This is a genomic window from Bradyrhizobium monzae, assembly GCF_021458635.1.
Taxonomy (GTDB): domain Bacteria; phylum Pseudomonadota; class Alphaproteobacteria; order Rhizobiales; family Xanthobacteraceae; genus Bradyrhizobium.
Genome location: NZ_JAIRDQ010000001.1, coordinates 1,300,307 through 1,317,068, shown reverse-complemented (window position 1 = coordinate 1,317,068; position 16,762 = coordinate 1,300,307). Strand labels below are relative to the sequence as shown.

The window sequence follows — 16,762 nt, the reverse complement described above, 5'->3', positions numbered from 1 at the left end:
TTGTTTCATGACAGTTTCGTGGCCGGGCGCGCCCGTTAACAAACAAAACAGCGCGCCGACATTTATGTGACGTCACACGCCTGAAATATCCGTGGTTGATGGTCCTAAGCCGAGAATCATCAAACTCTCGGGATTTTCCCATGCGGGTATTAATCGCGACTGACGCCTGGCATCCGCAGGTCAACGGTGTGGTCCGGACGCTGACCTCGCTGGCCGCCGCCGCCAAGGCCCTCGATGTCGAGATCGACTTCCTGACGCCCGATGGCTTCAGGTCTTGGCCGCTGCCGACCTATCCGGGCCTGCGCATCGCGCTGCCGACGGGTAAGGAGATCGCGCGGCGGATCGAGAAGGCGGCACCGGAAGCTCTGCATATCGCAACCGAAGGCCCGATCGGCTGGGCCGCGCGGGCCTATTGCCGCCGCAACGGCCTCGCCTTCACCACCTCCTACACGACGCGCTTTCCGGAATACGTCTCGGTGCGGACCGGCATCCCCGATGCCGTCGGTTATGCCGTGCTGCGCCACTTCCACGATGCCGCCGCCATGACCATGGTGGCGACGCCGTCGCTGCGGCAGGAACTGGCCGGGCGCGGCTTCAAGCGGCTCGGTTTCTGGGGGCGCGGCGTCAACACCGAGCTGTTCCATCCGGAGGCTCCGGCCAGGCTCGATCTGCCGGGCCCGATCTTCATGACGATGGGCCGCGTCGCGGTGGAGAAAAATCTCGAGGCGTTCCTGTCGCTCGATCTGCCCGGCACCAAGGTCGTCATCGGCGATGGCCCGCAGAAGGCCGCGCTCGAGAAGAAATATCCGGATGCCGTCTTCCTCGGCGAGAAGAAGGGCGCGGATCTGACCGCGCACCTCGCCGCCGCCGACGTCTTCGTGTTTCCGAGCCGCACCGACACCTTCGGCGTGGTGCAACTCGAAGCGCTCGCCTGCGGCACGCCGGTTGCGGCGTTTCCGGTGACGGGACCGAAGGACGTCATCGCCGATCATCCGATCGGCGCGATCGACAACGATCTGCGCGCCGCTTGCCTGCGCGCACTCACCATGTCGCGCGAGACCTGCCGCAACTTTGCGCTGGAGCGCTCCTGGGAAAACAGCGCGCGCCAGTTTGTCGGAAACCTCGCGTCTCTTCAGCCCAGCCGTGCCTTGCGCGCCTCGCCGGTCATGGCGCGGCGGCCGGTGCGCGGCTGATCCATACTTTGACCCACAGCGAGAACCTCATCGATGTCTAAGATCATGAACCTTGACGGCACCCAGCAGCTCGACCTCACCCGCGGTACGGTCGAGCAGGCCTATGATCGCTGGGCGCCGGTCTACGATCTCGTGTTCGGCGGTGTGTTCGCCAAGGGCCGGCAGGCCGCGATCGCAGCCACCAACAAGATCGGCGGGCGCGTGCTCGAGGTCGGCGTCGGCACCGGCATCTCGCTGCCGCTCTATGCCCCGAACTTGCGCATCTTCGGCACCGACATATCGGAAGCCATGCTCGACAAGGCGCGCCAGCGCGTCACCGACGGCAACCTCAAGAACGTCGAGGGCCTCGCGGTGATGGACGCCGAGAAGCTCGAATTCCCCGACAACTCTTTCGACGTCGTGATGGCGCAATATGTCGTCACCGCGGTGCCGAATCCTGAAGTGGCGCTCGACGAATTCGCCCGCGTGCTCCGTCCCGGCGGCGAGCTGATCATCCTCACCCGCGTCAGCGCCGACACCGGCATGCGCCGCTTCATCGAGCAGAAGCTCCAGCCGGTGGTGCGTCCGCTCGGCTTCCGCACCGCCGAGTTCGCCTGGTCGCGCTACGCCAAGTGGCTTGCCGGCGCCAAGGGAATCGAGCTCGCCGAGCGTCGTTTGATTCCGCCGCTCGGCCATTTCTCCCTGGTGCGTTTCCGCAAGGTCGACGTCGCCAAGGCAGCCTGAGCAAGGCTGCGTCAGAGCGGCGGTTCGATCCGCCGCTTGCGCGTTCGCGTGCGTCATCGCGTCACTGCACGTCGTCACATGACAAAATGATGATGTCACACGGCGTACATCGAATCTCTGTAAATCCCTTACCCGAAAGCATTTGGGGAATAGCATGATCAAGAATTATCTCGAGCAGCTGCGGATCCAGCGCTGGGACGACCATCGCTACTATCACCACAGCCGCATCAATCAGAGCCTGCACTTCGTCAGCGCGCTGAGCTTTCTCTTCGCCTATCTCTGGCTGTTCGTCGATCCCATGATCTCGGCGCTGGTCGGCTGGCTGGTCTCGATGACCTCGCGCCAGGCCGGTCACTTCTTCTTCGAGCCGCATGATTACGACCACATCAACCAGGCGACGCACGAGTACAAGGAAGACATCAAGGTCGGCTACAACCTTCAGCGCAAGGTGGTGCTGATGGCGATCTGGGCGCTGTCGCCGCTGGTGCTGTTCGCCGATCCGACGCTGTTCGGCCTGTTCACGCCCTGGGCCAGCGCGACCGATTTCATGCGGCAGGTCGCCAAGATCTGGCTCGTGATCGGCGGCGGCGGTCTCCTGTTCCGCACCGTGCACTTGTTCTTCATCCGCGACGTCGAGACCGGCCTGGTCTGGATGACCAAGATCCTGACCGACCCTTTCCACGATCTGATGCTCTATCGCAATGCGCCGCTGGCGCTGATCCGTGGCGAGCTGATGGATCCCGGCCTGCACCTCAACCCCGAGCACACGCTGGGCTTCATCGACGAGCCCACGCTCGAAGAGCAGCACGCCTGATACGGCTGTTGCCCAGATCGCGAATGTCCATGGTTTACGTCATGCCCGGGCTTGTCCCGGGCATCCACGTCTTGGAGGAGCTGGCCTCAGCGCCCCAGGCGCTTGGCCACCATCTCTTTCAGGATCTGCCGCTTGATGTTCTTGTTGGTGAGCACGCCGTCGTGCCACCAGAAGCCGTCGGCCTTCATCTTCTCGGCGGCGCGGACGAAGCGGTCGGCGACTTCGCTGAAGTCGGCGTCGGTGTAGTTGAGGCTGAAGATCAGCCGTCCGGTGCCGACCCAGCTCAGCGACAGGCCTTCGGCGCGCAGATAGTATTGCAGCATCCAGTTGTAGCGGGACGGGGTGGTGTATTTCACCGTCCAGATCGACGAGAAATTGGCGAACTGCACCGGCAGGTCTGCATCGGTCATCATCTGGTTGAGCTTTTGCGCGCGGCCGTTCCAGGTCGCGTCCAGGCCGTCATAGATGGCGCGGAAGTTCGGGCTGGCGAGCCGGCTCAAAAATTCGTCCATCGCCGTCATGACGTAGGGATGCGAGTTGAAGGTGCCGCGGGCGAAGCAGATGTCGGCGGGACGATCGTCGCGGAAGCGGCGCATAAGTTCCTTCTTGCCGCAGACGACGCCGACCGGAAGACCTCCGGCAAGGCTCTTGCCGTAGGTCACCATGTCGGCCTTGACGCCAAAGTATTCCTGGGCGCCGCCGGCGGCGAGACGGAAACCGACAAAGACCTCGTCGAAGATCAGCACGATGCCGCGCTCGGTGCAGACTTCGCGCAGCTTCGTGAGCCACTCGGTGTAGGCCGCGCGATCGAAATGACCGCCGCGCGACGAGTCGACCAGCGAGGAATCGCCGGGCGCATTGCCGTTCGGATGCAGCCCTTGCAGCGGATTGACCAGCACGCAGGCGATGTCCTTGCGCGTGCGGAGCACATGCAGCGTCTTCTCCGACATCTCGGAGAGCGTGTAGGTCTCGTGCGCGGGAAGCGGATTGCCGACGCCGGGCTGCACGTCGCCCCACCAGCCGTGATAGGCGCCGGCGAAACGAACCAGATGCGTGCGCTTGGTGTGGTAGCGCGCGAGCCGCACTGCCTGCATCACGGCTTCGGTGCCGGACATGTGGAACGAGACCTCGTCGAGGCCCGAGATCTGGCAGAGCCGCTGCACGTTCTCGAGGATGACGGGATGGTAGGGTCCGAGCACAGGACCGAGCGCATGCGCGCGCTTCTCGGAGCCCTCGATGCACTCCTTGTAGAAGTCGTTGCCGAAGATGTTGACGCCGTAGGACCCTGTGAGGTCGTAGGAGGTGTTGCCGTCGACATCGGTGACGGTGACGCCGCTCGAGGATTCCATGAAGGTCGAGGTGCCCAGATGCTCGCGGACGAGACGCGAGAACTGGAACGGCACGCGGTAGGTTTCGGTGAAGTTGAGGTCGGAGATCGTCTCCGCCGCCTCCTTCGTCATCGCGCGACCCTTGGGGTAGCGTTCGGCGTAGATGGCCGCGAGACGGAAGAAGGCGTCCTTGCGCTGCTTCACCACGTTGTCAGGCGCGCCGTCGCAACCGAAATACTTGTCGCCCTCGAACTCATAGAACGGGAGCAGCTTTGCCACCCGGCGCGACATCTTGGAGTGCCCGGCGAGCGAACGGTGCTTGGCGCGGGACAGCTCGACCCGCGCCTTGAGCTTCGGAAGGACGGCGGCAGCAGACGCTGCGGCGGCCACGGAAAATGAGAGAATCGGGAGTGTCGTTTCCATGACAACAAGCGCTAATACTGCGAGCTGACAGATTCATGACAGTCAAAGCCCTCATCGCCTCTTTCACCCAGCAGGAAGACCTCAACTTCCTGTTGACCAATCGTATCCCCCGCGCGGCGCTGACCCGCTTCATGGGCTGGTTCTCCAAGATCGACAACCCGTTGGTGCGAGACGGCTCCATCGCGCTGTGGAAGCTGTTCTCCGACCTCGATTTGTCGGAGGCCAGGAAGGATCATTTCAAGAGCCTGCACGACTGCTTCACCCGGGAGCTCAAGCCGGGCTTGCGTCCGTTTGATCCGGACCCTTCGGTTGTCGCCAGTCCCTCCGACGGCATCGTCGGCGCCCATGGCCGGATTGCCGACACCGAGTTGTTCCAGGTCAAGGGCGCACCCTATTCGCTGCTCGACCTGCTTGGCGATCCGGCGCTGGTCGAGCAGCACCGCAACGGAAGCTTCGTGACGTTGCGGCTGACCTCGAGCATGTATCACCGCTTCCACGCACCGTTTGATGCGCATGTCGAGCGCGTCACGCTGATCCATGGCGACGTCTGGAATGTCAACCCGATCGCGCTGAAGCGGGTCGAGCGTCTGTTCTGCAAGAACGAGCGTGCGGTGATCCGCACGCATTTGTCGACCGGCGAGGCCGTGACGCTGGTGCCGGTCGCAGCGATCCTGGTCGCCAGCATCCGGTTGCACTTCCTCGACATGGTGCTGAACGCGCAGACCAAGGGGCCGGTCAATTTCCCCTGTGATGTCAACGTGACCAAGGGCGAGGAGCTCGGCTGGTTCGAGCATGGCTCGACCATCATCATCCTGGCGCCCGGCGATTTCTCGTTCGGCGATGGCATCGCCGAGGGGACGCGCATCCGCGCAGGTCAGCCGCTGCTGCGAAGAAGGTAGCCTTCAAACCGCCGTCCCCGCCGCCTATATCGTCGGCGGGGACGGTTCGACGATACGGATTTGGTGATGGCGCGGGCGCCGGTGATGGCGGCGGGTGGTATTGTGCTGCGGCGTGGCGACACGCCGCTGATTGCCATCGTGCGTCAGCGCAAGCGCAATGAATGGGTCTTGCCCAAGGGCAAGCTCGACGACGGCGAAACGCCGAAACAGGCCGCGCACCGCGAGGTGCTGGAGGAGACTGGCCACGAGGTCGCCATCCATGAATTTCTGGGCTCGCTCGTCTATCAGTCGGGTGGCCGATCCAAGGTCGTGCATTTTTGGCGCATGGAAGCCGAGGGCCGCCAGGTCCGTAAGCTGATGAATGACATCAAGGCAGTCGACTGGGTGCCGCTGGAGGAAGCGCTCGCGCGTCTGTCGCGCGAATATGAGCGCGCCTTCCTCACCCAGGTCGGCCCGATCGCGATCGCTGCGACAGGCCTTGTACCGTCACCCGCGGCTGAGCCGACGCCGACGCTCGCGGCCGACGACATCGACGCAGCCTTGCAGACGCTGACACCCGGCGAGGCTGACTCTGACGACGAGCTGCAGCACGGCCTGCTGCAGAAAGTGCGGGCGTGGTTGCGCGGCGAGGCGTAGACGGTCTGAAAGAATTTTAGTGCCGCGCGACCCTGCACCCTCTCTCCGCGAGTCCGGAATCGTAGGGTGGGCAAAGCAACGCGTGCCCACGATATCGATGACGTGGGCACGGCGCTCACGCGCCTTTGCCCACCCTACGATACTGTCACCGTTGAGGGACTCTGGATTGCTTCGCAATGACGGAGAGGCATCTCCATTCTATCGCCTCTTCTTTTCCTTCGGCGCCGGAGCCGGCGCAGGCCTGCGCGGCGCGGCTGGGCGTTGCGCGGCGGGCAGGCGCTGCTGCAGGCCAGGCTGGCGTGGTGCGGCGCCTTGTTGCGGCTGTGTGCCGGGCTGTAATCCGGTGCGCGGCGTTTGCGGGGGCGTGACCGGTTGCGTCGGCGTGACGCTTCCGGGCGCTTGCGGAGTCTGTCCGCTGCGCTGTGGCTGCGTCGGCGCTGCGCCGCCGGGCTGGGTGCCTTGTCCGGTGCGCGGCTGACCCGTGCCCTGCGGCTGGCCAGGTTGCTGCTTAGCCTGGCCCGCGCGCGGCGTGCCCGGTTGCGCGGCGCCGCCTTGTCCCTGGCGCTGCGGCGTCTGCGTACCTGGTTGAGTACCCTGGCGGTTCGGCGCGGCCGGCGTCTGCTGACCCGGACGGTTGTTCTGACCCGGCTGGCCGGGCGGGCCATTCGGCCGCTGCGGCTGCTGGTTCGGCGCCGTGTTCGGACGCAATTGCTGTTGCTGCGGCGGCTGCGCCGGTCGCGGAATGCGGCTGATCGCGGCCGGATTGGCGCGGCGGAAGTCGCGCTGCTCGGTGACGATCTGGCGGCCGGTGGTCTGCGCCGCATGCACCTGGCTGACGAAGCCGCGGTCGCGCGCAATCTGCTGCGCTGGGATCGTGATCGGCACCGCGGCAAAGCGCATGCCGCCGGGGCCGGCCGCACCAGGCCGGATCGCAAAGCCGCTCGAGGCTTGCGTCAGCGCGCCAAGCCGCGTGCCGCTGGCGCGGTCGTTGACGTCGATATGGCCGACCCGGCCGTCGGCATCGGGATAGAGTTTGATGTTGACGTTGTTGGTGGTGTTCGCGGTCGCGTTCTCGGGCACGTCGACGACGCCGGTGGTGCCGCGAATGCCGAGCGTTGCGGTCGGTGTTGCGATCTTCATGTCGCCGGTCTTCGCCACCGCCGCCGCGACGAACGCGACCGTGCCCTTGCCGATGTCGAATATCCCCGAGTTCTGCTTGCCGCCGTCCTCATAGACGTAATTGTCGATGGTGATCTTGGAGCTGGCGGAGAGATTGAACGTGGTGGCGTCGATGAAGGTGATGCCGAGCGACGAGTTCGAGGACGTCTGCACGACGTCGTTGAGATAGATGTCGTCACGCACTTTCAGCGGGTAGGAGTTCTTGTCGCGGATCACGGTCGCGATCCCCGTCACGGTCGCGACGTTGCCGATCGGCTCCACGGCGGCCGGCTGCGCATCGGCGACGGGCGCAGGCGAAGCCGATGGCGCAGGGGAGGGGGCGGCCGTCGGTCGGGCCTGCGGCTGCGCCCGGGTCTGGGCTTGCGCGAGCTCGATTGCATCGGACGCGCACGCCCTGTCCGCGCCGGCCAGCAGCAACGCCAGCAGCGGCAAAGCAAATACGACGCGGCGCCAAGCCACCATCAAAGCCACGAATGAGGTCCCGGTGAGAACACGAGGCGAGATCCGCCGATATCAGCCGGAGCTGGCTGAACGCCGAATGAACGTCTGTCGCACGGGACGGGCGGACGTTCAAACAGAGCTCTCTCCCCTCATGGTGAGGAGCGCGCCCTTGCGCGCGTCTCGAACCATGCAGGCCCGGCTCTCGGCCCGGGCCTCGCCCTTCGAGACGCCTGCTTCGCAGGCTCCTCAGGGTGAGGGGATAGAGTGTGGTTGTCGCAGGAAATCCCGGGTCGATGGCTCACATCGCCCCGGGATGACGATAGTTCGTGACAATGCGTCGGTGTCAGCTCACCCGCTTCCAGGTCTGGCCGCCGCAGAACATGCCGCCGAAGGCGCAGCCCTGCACACGCATCGCATTCGGGCTCTTCATCGCGATCGTCGAGTCGTAGTTGCGGCCGGAATTGGGATCGTGGATGCGGCCGCTCCACTTGGCACCGTCGGGCTTCATGTTGATCAGGATCTGATCATTGGTCTTCTCGGCATAGCCGCAGAGATTGGTGCCGCACTGTTCGACGCGCACGTTGCCTTTGTTCTCCTCGGTGGCCCACACGCCGATCGGCGTGCTCGCGGCCTGCGCGGGCGCTGCGGCCACCGGGACCGGAGTGGGCGCAGCTGCGATAGGCGCGGGAGGTGCGGCAGGCACGGACTGCGTGGTCATGTCGACGGACGGCGCGGCCGCAACGGTGGTCGGAGCGGCGGGAGTGGCAGGGGCTGCCGGAGCGGCGGCTTGCACCGGTGCCGGCTGCTGCATGGGCTGCTGCTGTGCCGGAGCCGGCGCGGGCTGTGTCGTGGTCGGCCTGGCCGGCTTGTTCGACAGGTCCTGCGTCGCGATGTTGAGGCAATCGAGAGCAACGCAGTTGCGCGGCCTCTCAATGCGGACGCGCTGGCCGTCGATCTGGAACGAGATCGCATTGCCGGCATGTGCGACGGCAGTCGAAGCGAGAAAGAAGGCAGTGGCGGCGACGGCGAGCTTGTTCATGACAATCTCCGAAAATGCGTGGGTCCGATATGGCCAGAAGTCGGTGGTGGATCGGATGTGGTTCGACCCTATGCCGGGGCTGTCGGGCCTTCTGTGATGGACCTCACAACAGCGATGCCGCGGCCTGGGTGAGCCGACGCACATTCAGTGGCCGGTCATCTGCCTAACATCGGCGTGACAGTGTGGGAGGTGTCGATGAAGCGGCTTGCTGCGACTTTGCTGAATATCTTGATCGTGCTGACTGCGATCGCGCCCGCGGCGCAGGCCGGTTCCTACAATTTTACGATCGATGGCCACCGGTTCCGTGTCGAGGCGCCGCGCAATTGCCGATCGACGTCCTGCGTTTCGATCTCCACCGATCGAAACCTCCGGCCGTCCGAGGATTCCGATATGCCGCCGGCTCCACCGCCCGCGCCGGTGGTCCAGGCGCCGCAGCCCGCCAATCTGGCCACTCCAGTTCGCCCGCCCCAAGCGACTGTAGTCGCGCCGCCTCCGACACCGCCGGCCCCGGTTCTTGCCGGGACGAGTTCGCGGCCCGTCGTGTCGCCACCGGCACCAAAACTCGAGCCACCAAAATTCGAAGCTCTGAGCCCCAACCCGCCACGCGTTGATCTGTCGCGCGCAGATACACCGCTTGTCCCGCCGCAGCCCGAGACCAAACAGACCGTGGGGATCGCACCGCGCAGCGACGATGAGCCGGCCTACCTGCCGTTCGGTGAATGGGAGAGCGACGGCGCCAAGAACACGGTCCGCATTGAACGCTGCGGCGCCGCGCTATGCGGTTACGCGCTGACCGAGGCGTCGACCCGGGGCGAGAACGTGCTGGTCAACATGAAGCAGAAAGCGCACGACGTCTGGACCGGCAACGTCTACAGCCGCTCCAGTGGCAGCACCTATTATGGTTCGATGACGTTGAAGAACTCCGGCACGCTCCGCGTCGAAGCCTGCGCGTTCGGCCACTTCTGGTGCTCGGGCAATGACTGGATTCGGGTGGAGGAGGGGCAGGAGAAGCTGACGACGACCTCGCGGTAGTGATGCGCGCGGTCGTAAGCAACGCGCGCTGCTCTTACCCTCCCTGGAGGGGTCCGCGACGAGCGTAGCTCGCTCGTGGGTCGATCGCGTGAAGCGCGAGTGGGCCGGGCGAACCCTGCGATGAGGTCGGTGGACGCTGCTAGATCATGCCGAGCACGATGGCGCCGACAAAGGCCATTGCAAGGCACGCGGTGACAACGCTCAGTCTCCCGACGAACGTCATGACGTTGCTCCCTGAGATCGCGCTTGGGATCGCTCCCTCTGCGCGCTGCTTTGCGCGATTCTCATGGTTAACAGAAACTCACCGCTTTAAAAGTAAGCCTCGTTGTCGTTCGTCTGCGGTCGCGTCATGGTAAAGGAAAGCTGAAATCGACACGTTGAAGAGTCTTTAAGTAAATTCACCGAACGTGCGCGCATGACGCGCGGAGTTCGTTTGTATCTCGTCGGCTCCATCGTCCTCGTTTCGCTCGCGGGTTGCGGACGCGGCTTGTTCCAGGCCGAACGTGAACCGTGGCGGGCCGAGGCCGAAGCGGCGTGCCTGAAATCGGGCGCCGTGAAGGAGAGCCCGGACATCGTCCGGATCGAGCCGATCTCCGGCCCCGGCATGTGCGGCGCCGAGTTCCCGCTCAAGGTCGCCGCCATCGGCGAGGGCTCGAGCAGCTACGGTTTCGCCGACGAGGAGCTGCGCCCGCCCGGCAGCATTGGCAACCAGCCGCGCTGGCCGGTGAAGCAGCCGCAACCCAATTATCCGACGTCCGGCTATCCGCAACGGTCGAACTATCCCGAGAGCGCGGTGCGCCAGCCCTCCGGCTATGGCGCGTCCTCCGGTCCTGTGTCGCTTAGCGCACCCGGCGTGGCGCCGCAGGAAGACGAGATCGATCTGCCGCCCGAGGGCACCGATGCCGCGGGTGCGGCGCGCTACATGAATGCGCCGAGCTATCCGGCCCGGCAGCCCGGTCCGGCGCCTTATTCGCAGGCCCCCGCGCAACAGCCGCCGCCGCGGCTGGGCCCTGCGCAGGGCAATCCCGTCACCGCTGTCGGTCCCGTCGCAGTGAAGCCGACGGCGACGCTCGCCTGTCCGATCGTCTCCGAGCTCGACCGCTGGTTCGCCGACAGCGTGCAGCCGTCCGCGATGCGCTGGTTCGGCGCCCGCGTGGTCGAGATCAAGCAGATCTCCGCCTATTCCTGCCGCGGCATGAACGGCAACTCCAACGCCCATATCTCCGAGCATGCCTTCGGCAATGCGCTCGACGTCGCCGCCTTCGTGCTCGCCGACGGCCGTCGCATCACCGTGAAGGACGGCTGGCACGGCATGCCGGAAGAACAGGGGTTTTTGCGCGACGTGCAATCCGGCGCGTGCGCGCATTTCACCACCGTGCTCGCGCCGGGCTCGAACGTCTATCATTACGATCACATCCACGTCGACCTGATGCGTCGCGCCAGTCGCCGCCTGATCTGCCAGCCGGCTGCGGTCTCCGGCGACGAAGTCGCCGCGCGCGCGCAGCGGCGCAGTCCTTACGCGAGCTCGCGCGATCCCTCCGTCACCGGCTCGCTCGGCGCGCACAAGAGCAAGCGCGAGAAGGTCAACGAGGAAGACGAGTTCTCGGACGATTAGCCGGACACGACTCGAAATGACCGTCGATATTGTCCGCTATCTCACGCACCCGCAGGTGCAAATCGATCCCGCCGTGCCGGTGCCGCAATGGAGCCTGAGCCCGGTCGGGCGCGCGCGCACCGAGGCAATCGCGAACGCGCCCTGGCTTGCGCGCACCACGCAGATCATCTGCAGCGGCGAACGCAAGGCGATCGAGACCGCGGAGATCATCGCCGACAGGCTCGGCCTCGTGATCGAGATCCGCGAGGCCATGCACGAGAACGACCGCTCGGCGACCGGCTTTCTGCAGCCGGCCGAATTCGAGGACGTCGCCAATCGGTTCTTTGCAGAGCCGCATCTCGGCGTCCGCGGCTGGGAGCGCGCGATCGACGCACAGGCGCGCATCGTCGGTGAAGCCGAAGCGGTGCTGACGCGCAATCGGCCGGGTGACGTTCTCTTCGTCGGCCACGGCGCCGTCGGCACGCTGCTGTTCTGCCACATTGCCGGCCGTCCCATCGATCGCGTTCACGACCAGCCCGCCGGCGGCGGCCACGTCTTCGCCTTCGCGCGGGAGGGACGGCAGGTCCTGCATGGCTGGCGCCGGATGAACGATCCGGTCCAGCCATCCTCACGCTGAGACCAGTCTGCTCAGCCCACGGTGCGTCTTCGGCAAACCGCATCTCGGGCGCAAAAATTTGCGCGGTCGAGATTTCCGTCCAAATCATTGAATTGAAATCATTAATCGTGCTCTGACGGGCCCTTCCGCCGGTTGGCACAGTCGCTGCAATGAGGGGGCTGCAACGAAGCGGCGCGGCCGGCGCTGTGAGCCAACGGAACCCGTCATGCAGATGTCTGTCACCCTGCCTTCCTCTGATCTCGAGCAGCGCGTGCTGTCGCGCATTACGGAGGAGCGCTGGCTCGAGCTGGCATCGGAGCTGATCCGCACCGGCCAGCCGCGCTCCGGCAATCCGCTCGATCCCGACCTGCCGCCGGCAGAGGAAGAGGCGATCTCGATGTTGGTCGCCGGTAAGCTCGAAGCTCTCGGCATGGAAGTGACAAAACACAGTGCGCAGCCGCACCGGCCGAACGTGCTCGGCGTGTTGAAGGGACGCGACGGCGCACCGTCGCTGATCCTCAACGATCACCTCGACACCTATCCGGTGGTCGAGCCCGAAAAATGGCACATGACGGATTTCGATCCGTTCAAGGCGACGCGGCACGGCGATCTGCTCTATGCCCGCGGCACCTCCGACACGCGCGGCAATCTCGCCGCATCACTGCTCGCGGTGCAGGCACTGATCGAAGAAGGCGTGACGTTCGATGGCACCCTGATGTGCTGCTATACCGTCGACGAGGAGCGCAACGGTACCGAGGGCTCCATCTACATGCTGAACAAGGTCGGCCTGACCGCCGACTACGAGATCACGGCGGAGCCGACCGCGTGGGGCGACGTGTCCAGGGATTGGGGCATGAACCTCTCTGTCGCCAATTCCGGTCATTGCCTGGTCGAGGTCGCGGTCCAGGGCATCAAGTCGCATATCTGGCGGCCTGACATCAGCGTCAATGCCATCATGGAGGCGGCAAAGCTGCTGCCGAAGCTGAAGGAGATGGCGTTCACGCATGTGCCCAGCAAGTTCATGGGGCACACGCCGCCGTGCTGCTCGGTGGTGCGCATCCGCGGCGGCCTGCCCGGCGAGATGCAGTTTTCGCCGGATGCCTGCATCATCACGCTCGCGGTGGTCGGCATCGTGCCGGGCATGACGCTCGATAGCGTGATGTCCGACATCGAGCGCGTTGGGCAGCAAACGTTCGCGGGCGTCAACGACGTCAAGGTCGCGGTGCGCCAGGTGGCCGGCTCGCTGTTCGTCAACGCGACCGAACCGGTGCCGGTCGAGGAGGAGCCTTGCCGTTCGCTGCGTGCGGTTTATCGGCGGCTGATGGGCCGCGAGCCCGGCGTCAACCGCAAGAACGCGTTCAACGACACCATTCGTTTCCGTGAGGCCGGTATCAACGCGGTGACTTTCGGTCCCGGCGAGGATGGCTGGGCCGTCGACAACGAGAACATCTCGATCACCAAGTCGGTGATGGCGACGCGCATCTATGCGCTGACCATCATGCAGATCCTGGGAGTTCGCACATGAGCGTCGAGGCTAGCCCCATGGCCATTCCGATATCGGCCGATCGCACGCGGCGGAGCACTCTGCGACTTAGGCTCCCGAAGGTCTCGCGGTCCGTTCTGCTCTCGTCGCTCACCATCGCCGTGCTGCTGGCGACATGGACCATCGTCACGGAGATGGGTTGGGCCAACGAGCTCTTTTTGCCGAAGCCGCAGGCCGTGTGGGCCGCGTTCATCAAGACGATGACCAGGGGATATCAGGGCGCGACGCTGCTTCAGCACCTCGGTGCCAGCCTCTATCGTATCCTCACCGCTTTCGCACTGGCCTGCCTGATCGGCATTCCGCTCGGCGTTCTCATGGGCGTGTCGCGCAATGCGCGCGCTCTGCTCAATCCGCTGATCGAGTTCTACCGGCCGCTGCCGCCGCTCGGCCTCTACACGCTGCTGGTGATGTGGCTCGGCATCGGCGAGAGCTCGAAGCTCTCGCTGCTGTTCCTCGCCGGCCTGCCGGGCATCGTGATCTCGACGATCCAGGCCGTCACCAGCGTCGATCCCGTCTATGTGCGGGCCGCGCAATCGCTCGGTGCGACCCGGCGTCATCTCCTGTTTCACGTCTATCTGCCGGCTGCGGGACCCCTGATCCTTGCGGGTATGCGTATCTCGCTCGGCTTCACCTACACCGTTCTGGTCGCCGCCGAGATCGTCGCGGCCTCCGCCGGTATCGGTTGGATGATCTGGGATGCTGCAAAGTTTCTGCTGTCTGACGTCGTGATCATGGGCCTGATCGTGCTCGGCCTCACGGGCGTCGTGCTCGACCTCATGATGCGCGGCATAGCCAAACTGTTGATGCCGTGGGCCTGAATCCAATCCTGATCGAGGGGAGATCGATATGATGAAGAGACTTGTTGCCACGCTCGCACTTGCCACCCTGGCGCTCACAGCCATGGCACGTGCAGAAGACAAGCCGGCGAAAGTGACCGTCGGCTATCTGAACCTGGTGAACGCGCAGCTCGTGACGAAACATCTCGGCCTGCTCGCCAGGGAGATGCCGGGCGTCGACATCAAATACGTCAAGGTCGGCGGCGGCGGTGACATGCTGCGCGCAATCGCCGGCAACGACGTCGATTTTGGCGGCCTCGGCAATCCGCCGACCGCGATCGGCGCAACGCGCGCCCTGCCGATCAAGGGCATCCTCGTCATCAACATGCTCGACTATGTCGAGGCGATGGTGGTCCGCACCGACAAGAACATCACCTCCCTCAAAGACCTCAAGGGCAAGACGGTGGCGGCGCCGTTCGGCTCGACCACGCATTACCTGTTGCTCCAGGCGTTGAAGGATGAGGGTGTCGATCCCACCTCGATGAAGATTTTGGACCTCGCGCCGTCAGATATCGCGGCCGCCTGGCTTCGCGGCGACATCGATGCCGCCTGGTTCTGGGAGCCGAATCTCGACAAGGCCGTGAAGAACGGCGGCAAGATCCTCATCACCTCGGGCGAGATGGCCAAGCGCGGCTATCCGACTTGGGACATCGGCGTCGTCATGAACGCCTTCGCGGAGAAATATCCCTCCTATGTCGAGAAGTTCGTCAAGGCCGAGTGCGAGGGCATCGATTTCTGGCTGAAGAACCCGGAGAAGACGGCCGAGATCATCGCGGAGGAGCTGTCGCTGCCGCTCGATGATGCGACGCGCATGATGACGGGTACGGGAATGGTCCCCTGCAACAAGCAGCTCACCGAGGATTATCTCGGCACGTCGGCGAAGAAGGGCAAGTTCGTCGATACGCTGGTATCGACCGCTGACTTCCTGGTGAAGCAGGAACGCTTGCCGAAGCTGCTCCCGCGCGCCGACTTCGAAACCTTCATACAGCCGGCCTATCTCGAGAAGGTCGTGGGCCGCTAAGGCGGCCTATGCCGGCGGGCTCGTCTCGCCGGCACATTCCCATCCCTGCAGGTATGTGAGCGGCATGGATATCTCGCCCAGCCATCTTCGCGCCGCCTATCACAGCGGCGCGCTCAAGCCGTCCGATGTCGCCGCGCACGTGCTGTCGCGTCTGGCGGATGCCGACCAGAGCGGCGTCTGGATATCGAAAGCAAAACCCGAAAATGTCGTGGCCGCTGCGCGAGCGCTCGATGCGCGCGTCGATGAGATCGACGAGCTGCCGCTCTATGGGCTGATCTTCTCGGTGAAGGACTGTATCGACGTCGCGGGCGAGCGGACCACCTCGGCCTGCCCGGAATTCGCCTATATCGCAAAAGACACGAGTCCGGTTGTCGCCGACGCCATCGCCGCCGGGGCGGTCTACATCGGCAAGACCAATATGGACCAGTTTGCGACCGGCCTTGTCGGTGTGCGCTCGCCCTATGGCATCGCGCGCAACCCGCACAACCCGGACTACATTCCCGGCGGCTCCAGCTCTGGTGCTGCGGTGTCGGTCGCGACCGGGACGTCGTCCTTTGCGTTTGGCACCGATACCGGTGGATCGGGTAGGGTGCCGGCGTCGTATTGCGGCGTCACCGGCTTCAAGCCGGCGCCCGGCGCCTTCAGCCAGCGCGGCATGGTCTATGCCTGCCGAAGCTTTGACACGATATCGCTCTACACGCGGACACCAGGCGACGGCTACGGTGTCTATCGCGCGCTGGCGCGACGCGATCCCGAGGACTGCTTTTCGCCGGTCGATTTTGCCGGCTGGACCGAGCAGGCATCGCCCGTGCGGCCGCTTCGGATCGCAACGCCTCGTCCCGACCAGCTCAAGTTCTTCGGCAACGCGGAGACTGAGAAGCTGTTCGGCAGCGGGCTTCGCAAATTGCGGCAGCTCGACATGTCGATCGCTGCTGCCGATTTCTCGCCGTTCATTTCGATCAATGATCTGATGTTCTTTGGGCCGTTCCTCGCCGAGCGGGACGTTTCGGTCGGGGCATTTCTCGATGCTAATCCGGATGCCGGCGTCAAAATCGTGCGCGATCTCGTCATCGGGAGCCGGAAATTTACCGCGGCCGACACCTATCGCGCGCTCTATGAGGTCAAGGAGGTCCAGCGCGTGCTCCGCGACTTCTGGCAAACCCACGACGCGCTGGTCGTGCCGACGGTCGGAACCGTTCTTGCCATCGATGACGTCGCGCGGGATCCGCTGACGGCCAATTTCAACAATGGCTACTACACTAACTACGCCAATCCGCTCGGGCTCGCCGCGATCGCGGTTCCGAATGCGGTGACCGGGGCCGGCGTGCCCTATGGCGTTACGTTTCTCGCGCCGGCAGGCCGGGAGCGACTGCTCACCGACCTCGCTTGCGCATTCACGGGAGCGGTAGCCCAGCCCTAGAAATCTGCGTCGCGTTGCAATCCGA

The 16,762-nt window shown here is 64.7% G+C and carries 15 protein-coding genes; 12 read left to right on the top strand and 3 right to left on the bottom strand.

The window, feature by feature from the left end; translation table 11 throughout:
* Window positions 1–140: 140 nt before the first annotated feature.
* The 3 genes from K3F49_RS06405 (at window position 141) to K3F49_RS06395 (ending at window position 2,730) form a co-directional block, all read left to right on the top strand.
* Entirely contained in the window at window positions 141–1,193 is a 1,053-nt protein-coding gene (locus K3F49_RS06405; protein WP_234680035.1) for a glycosyltransferase family 4 protein, read from the top strand.
* 33 nt (window positions 1,194–1,226) lie between these two features.
* Complete coding sequence (locus tag K3F49_RS06400; RefSeq protein ID WP_234680034.1) at window positions 1,227–1,916, top strand: class I SAM-dependent methyltransferase; 690 nt, start codon at window positions 1,227–1,229, stop codon at window positions 1,914–1,916.
* 154 nt (window positions 1,917–2,070) lie between these two features.
* On the top strand, window positions 2,071–2,730 hold the full coding sequence (locus tag K3F49_RS06395) for a hypothetical protein (protein ID WP_234680033.1): 660 nt from the start codon (window positions 2,071–2,073) through the stop codon (window positions 2,728–2,730).
* A gap of 86 nt (window positions 2,731–2,816) precedes the next feature.
* Here K3F49_RS06395 and K3F49_RS06390 read toward each other — a convergent pair whose 3' ends face one another.
* A complete protein-coding gene (locus K3F49_RS06390; RefSeq protein WP_234680032.1) occupies window positions 2,817–4,481 on the bottom strand; it encodes an aminotransferase class III-fold pyridoxal phosphate-dependent enzyme in 1,665 nt (554 codons plus the stop codon).
* A gap of 35 nt (window positions 4,482–4,516) precedes the next feature.
* Between K3F49_RS06390 and asd the strand changes: the two genes are divergently transcribed.
* On the top strand, window positions 4,517–5,380 hold the full coding sequence (gene asd / locus K3F49_RS06385) for an archaetidylserine decarboxylase (RefSeq protein ID WP_234680031.1): 864 nt from the start codon (window positions 4,517–4,519) through the stop codon (window positions 5,378–5,380).
* A 66-nt stretch (window positions 5,381–5,446) separates the two neighbouring features.
* A complete protein-coding gene (locus K3F49_RS06380; RefSeq protein WP_234680030.1) occupies window positions 5,447–6,016 on the top strand; it encodes an NUDIX hydrolase in 570 nt (189 codons plus the stop codon).
* A gap of 198 nt (window positions 6,017–6,214) precedes the next feature.
* Here the strand turns inward: K3F49_RS06380 and K3F49_RS06375 are convergent, their stop codons facing one another.
* Window positions 6,215–7,657, bottom strand: coding sequence for a FecR family protein (locus K3F49_RS06375; protein WP_234680587.1), 1,443 nt, complete (start codon window positions 7,655–7,657; stop codon window positions 6,215–6,217).
* A gap of 322 nt (window positions 7,658–7,979) precedes the next feature.
* Window positions 7,980–8,675 (bottom strand): DUF2147 domain-containing protein, encoded by a 696-nt coding sequence (locus K3F49_RS06370; protein ID WP_234680029.1) that lies wholly within the window; start codon window positions 8,673–8,675, stop codon window positions 7,980–7,982.
* Window positions 8,676–8,870: 195 nt separating this feature from the next.
* Here K3F49_RS06370 and K3F49_RS06365 point away from each other — a divergent pair, with 195 nt between their 5' ends.
* The 7 genes from K3F49_RS06365 to K3F49_RS06335 all read left to right on the top strand — a co-directional run bounded on the left by K3F49_RS06365 (window position 8,871) and on the right by K3F49_RS06335 (window position 16,737).
* Complete coding sequence (locus tag K3F49_RS06365) at window positions 8,871–9,707, top strand: DUF2147 domain-containing protein (RefSeq protein ID WP_234680028.1); 837 nt, start codon at window positions 8,871–8,873, stop codon at window positions 9,705–9,707.
* A 415-nt stretch (window positions 9,708–10,122) separates the two neighbouring features.
* The gene (locus K3F49_RS06360; protein ID WP_234680027.1) at window positions 10,123–11,322 is read left to right on the top strand and encodes an extensin-like domain-containing protein; all 1,200 of its coding nucleotides are present in this window, start codon (window positions 10,123–10,125) and stop codon (window positions 11,320–11,322) included.
* Between the two features lie 16 nt (window positions 11,323–11,338).
* Window positions 11,339–11,938: a histidine phosphatase family protein gene (locus K3F49_RS06355; protein ID WP_234680026.1), complete on the top strand. Its 600-nt coding sequence runs from the start codon at window positions 11,339–11,341 to the stop codon at window positions 11,936–11,938.
* A gap of 205 nt (window positions 11,939–12,143) precedes the next feature.
* On the top strand, window positions 12,144–13,442 hold the full coding sequence (locus K3F49_RS06350) for a M20 family metallopeptidase (protein ID WP_234680025.1): 1,299 nt from the start codon (window positions 12,144–12,146) through the stop codon (window positions 13,440–13,442).
* The gene (locus K3F49_RS06345; protein ID WP_234680024.1) at window positions 13,439–14,278 is read left to right on the top strand and encodes an ABC transporter permease; all 840 of its coding nucleotides are present in this window, start codon (window positions 13,439–13,441) and stop codon (window positions 14,276–14,278) included. Before K3F49_RS06350 ends, K3F49_RS06345 begins: the two co-directional genes overlap by 4 nt.
* Before the next feature lie 28 nt (window positions 14,279–14,306).
* Window positions 14,307–15,317, top strand: coding sequence for a taurine ABC transporter substrate-binding protein (locus tag K3F49_RS06340; RefSeq protein WP_234680023.1), 1,011 nt, complete (start codon window positions 14,307–14,309; stop codon window positions 15,315–15,317).
* 64 nt (window positions 15,318–15,381) lie between these two features.
* Window positions 15,382–16,737 carry an amidase family protein gene (locus K3F49_RS06335; RefSeq protein ID WP_234680022.1) on the top strand — a complete coding sequence of 452 codons (1,356 nt, stop codon included), beginning with the start codon at window positions 15,382–15,384 and terminating at the stop codon, window positions 16,735–16,737.
* Window positions 16,738–16,762 lie beyond the last annotated feature (25 nt).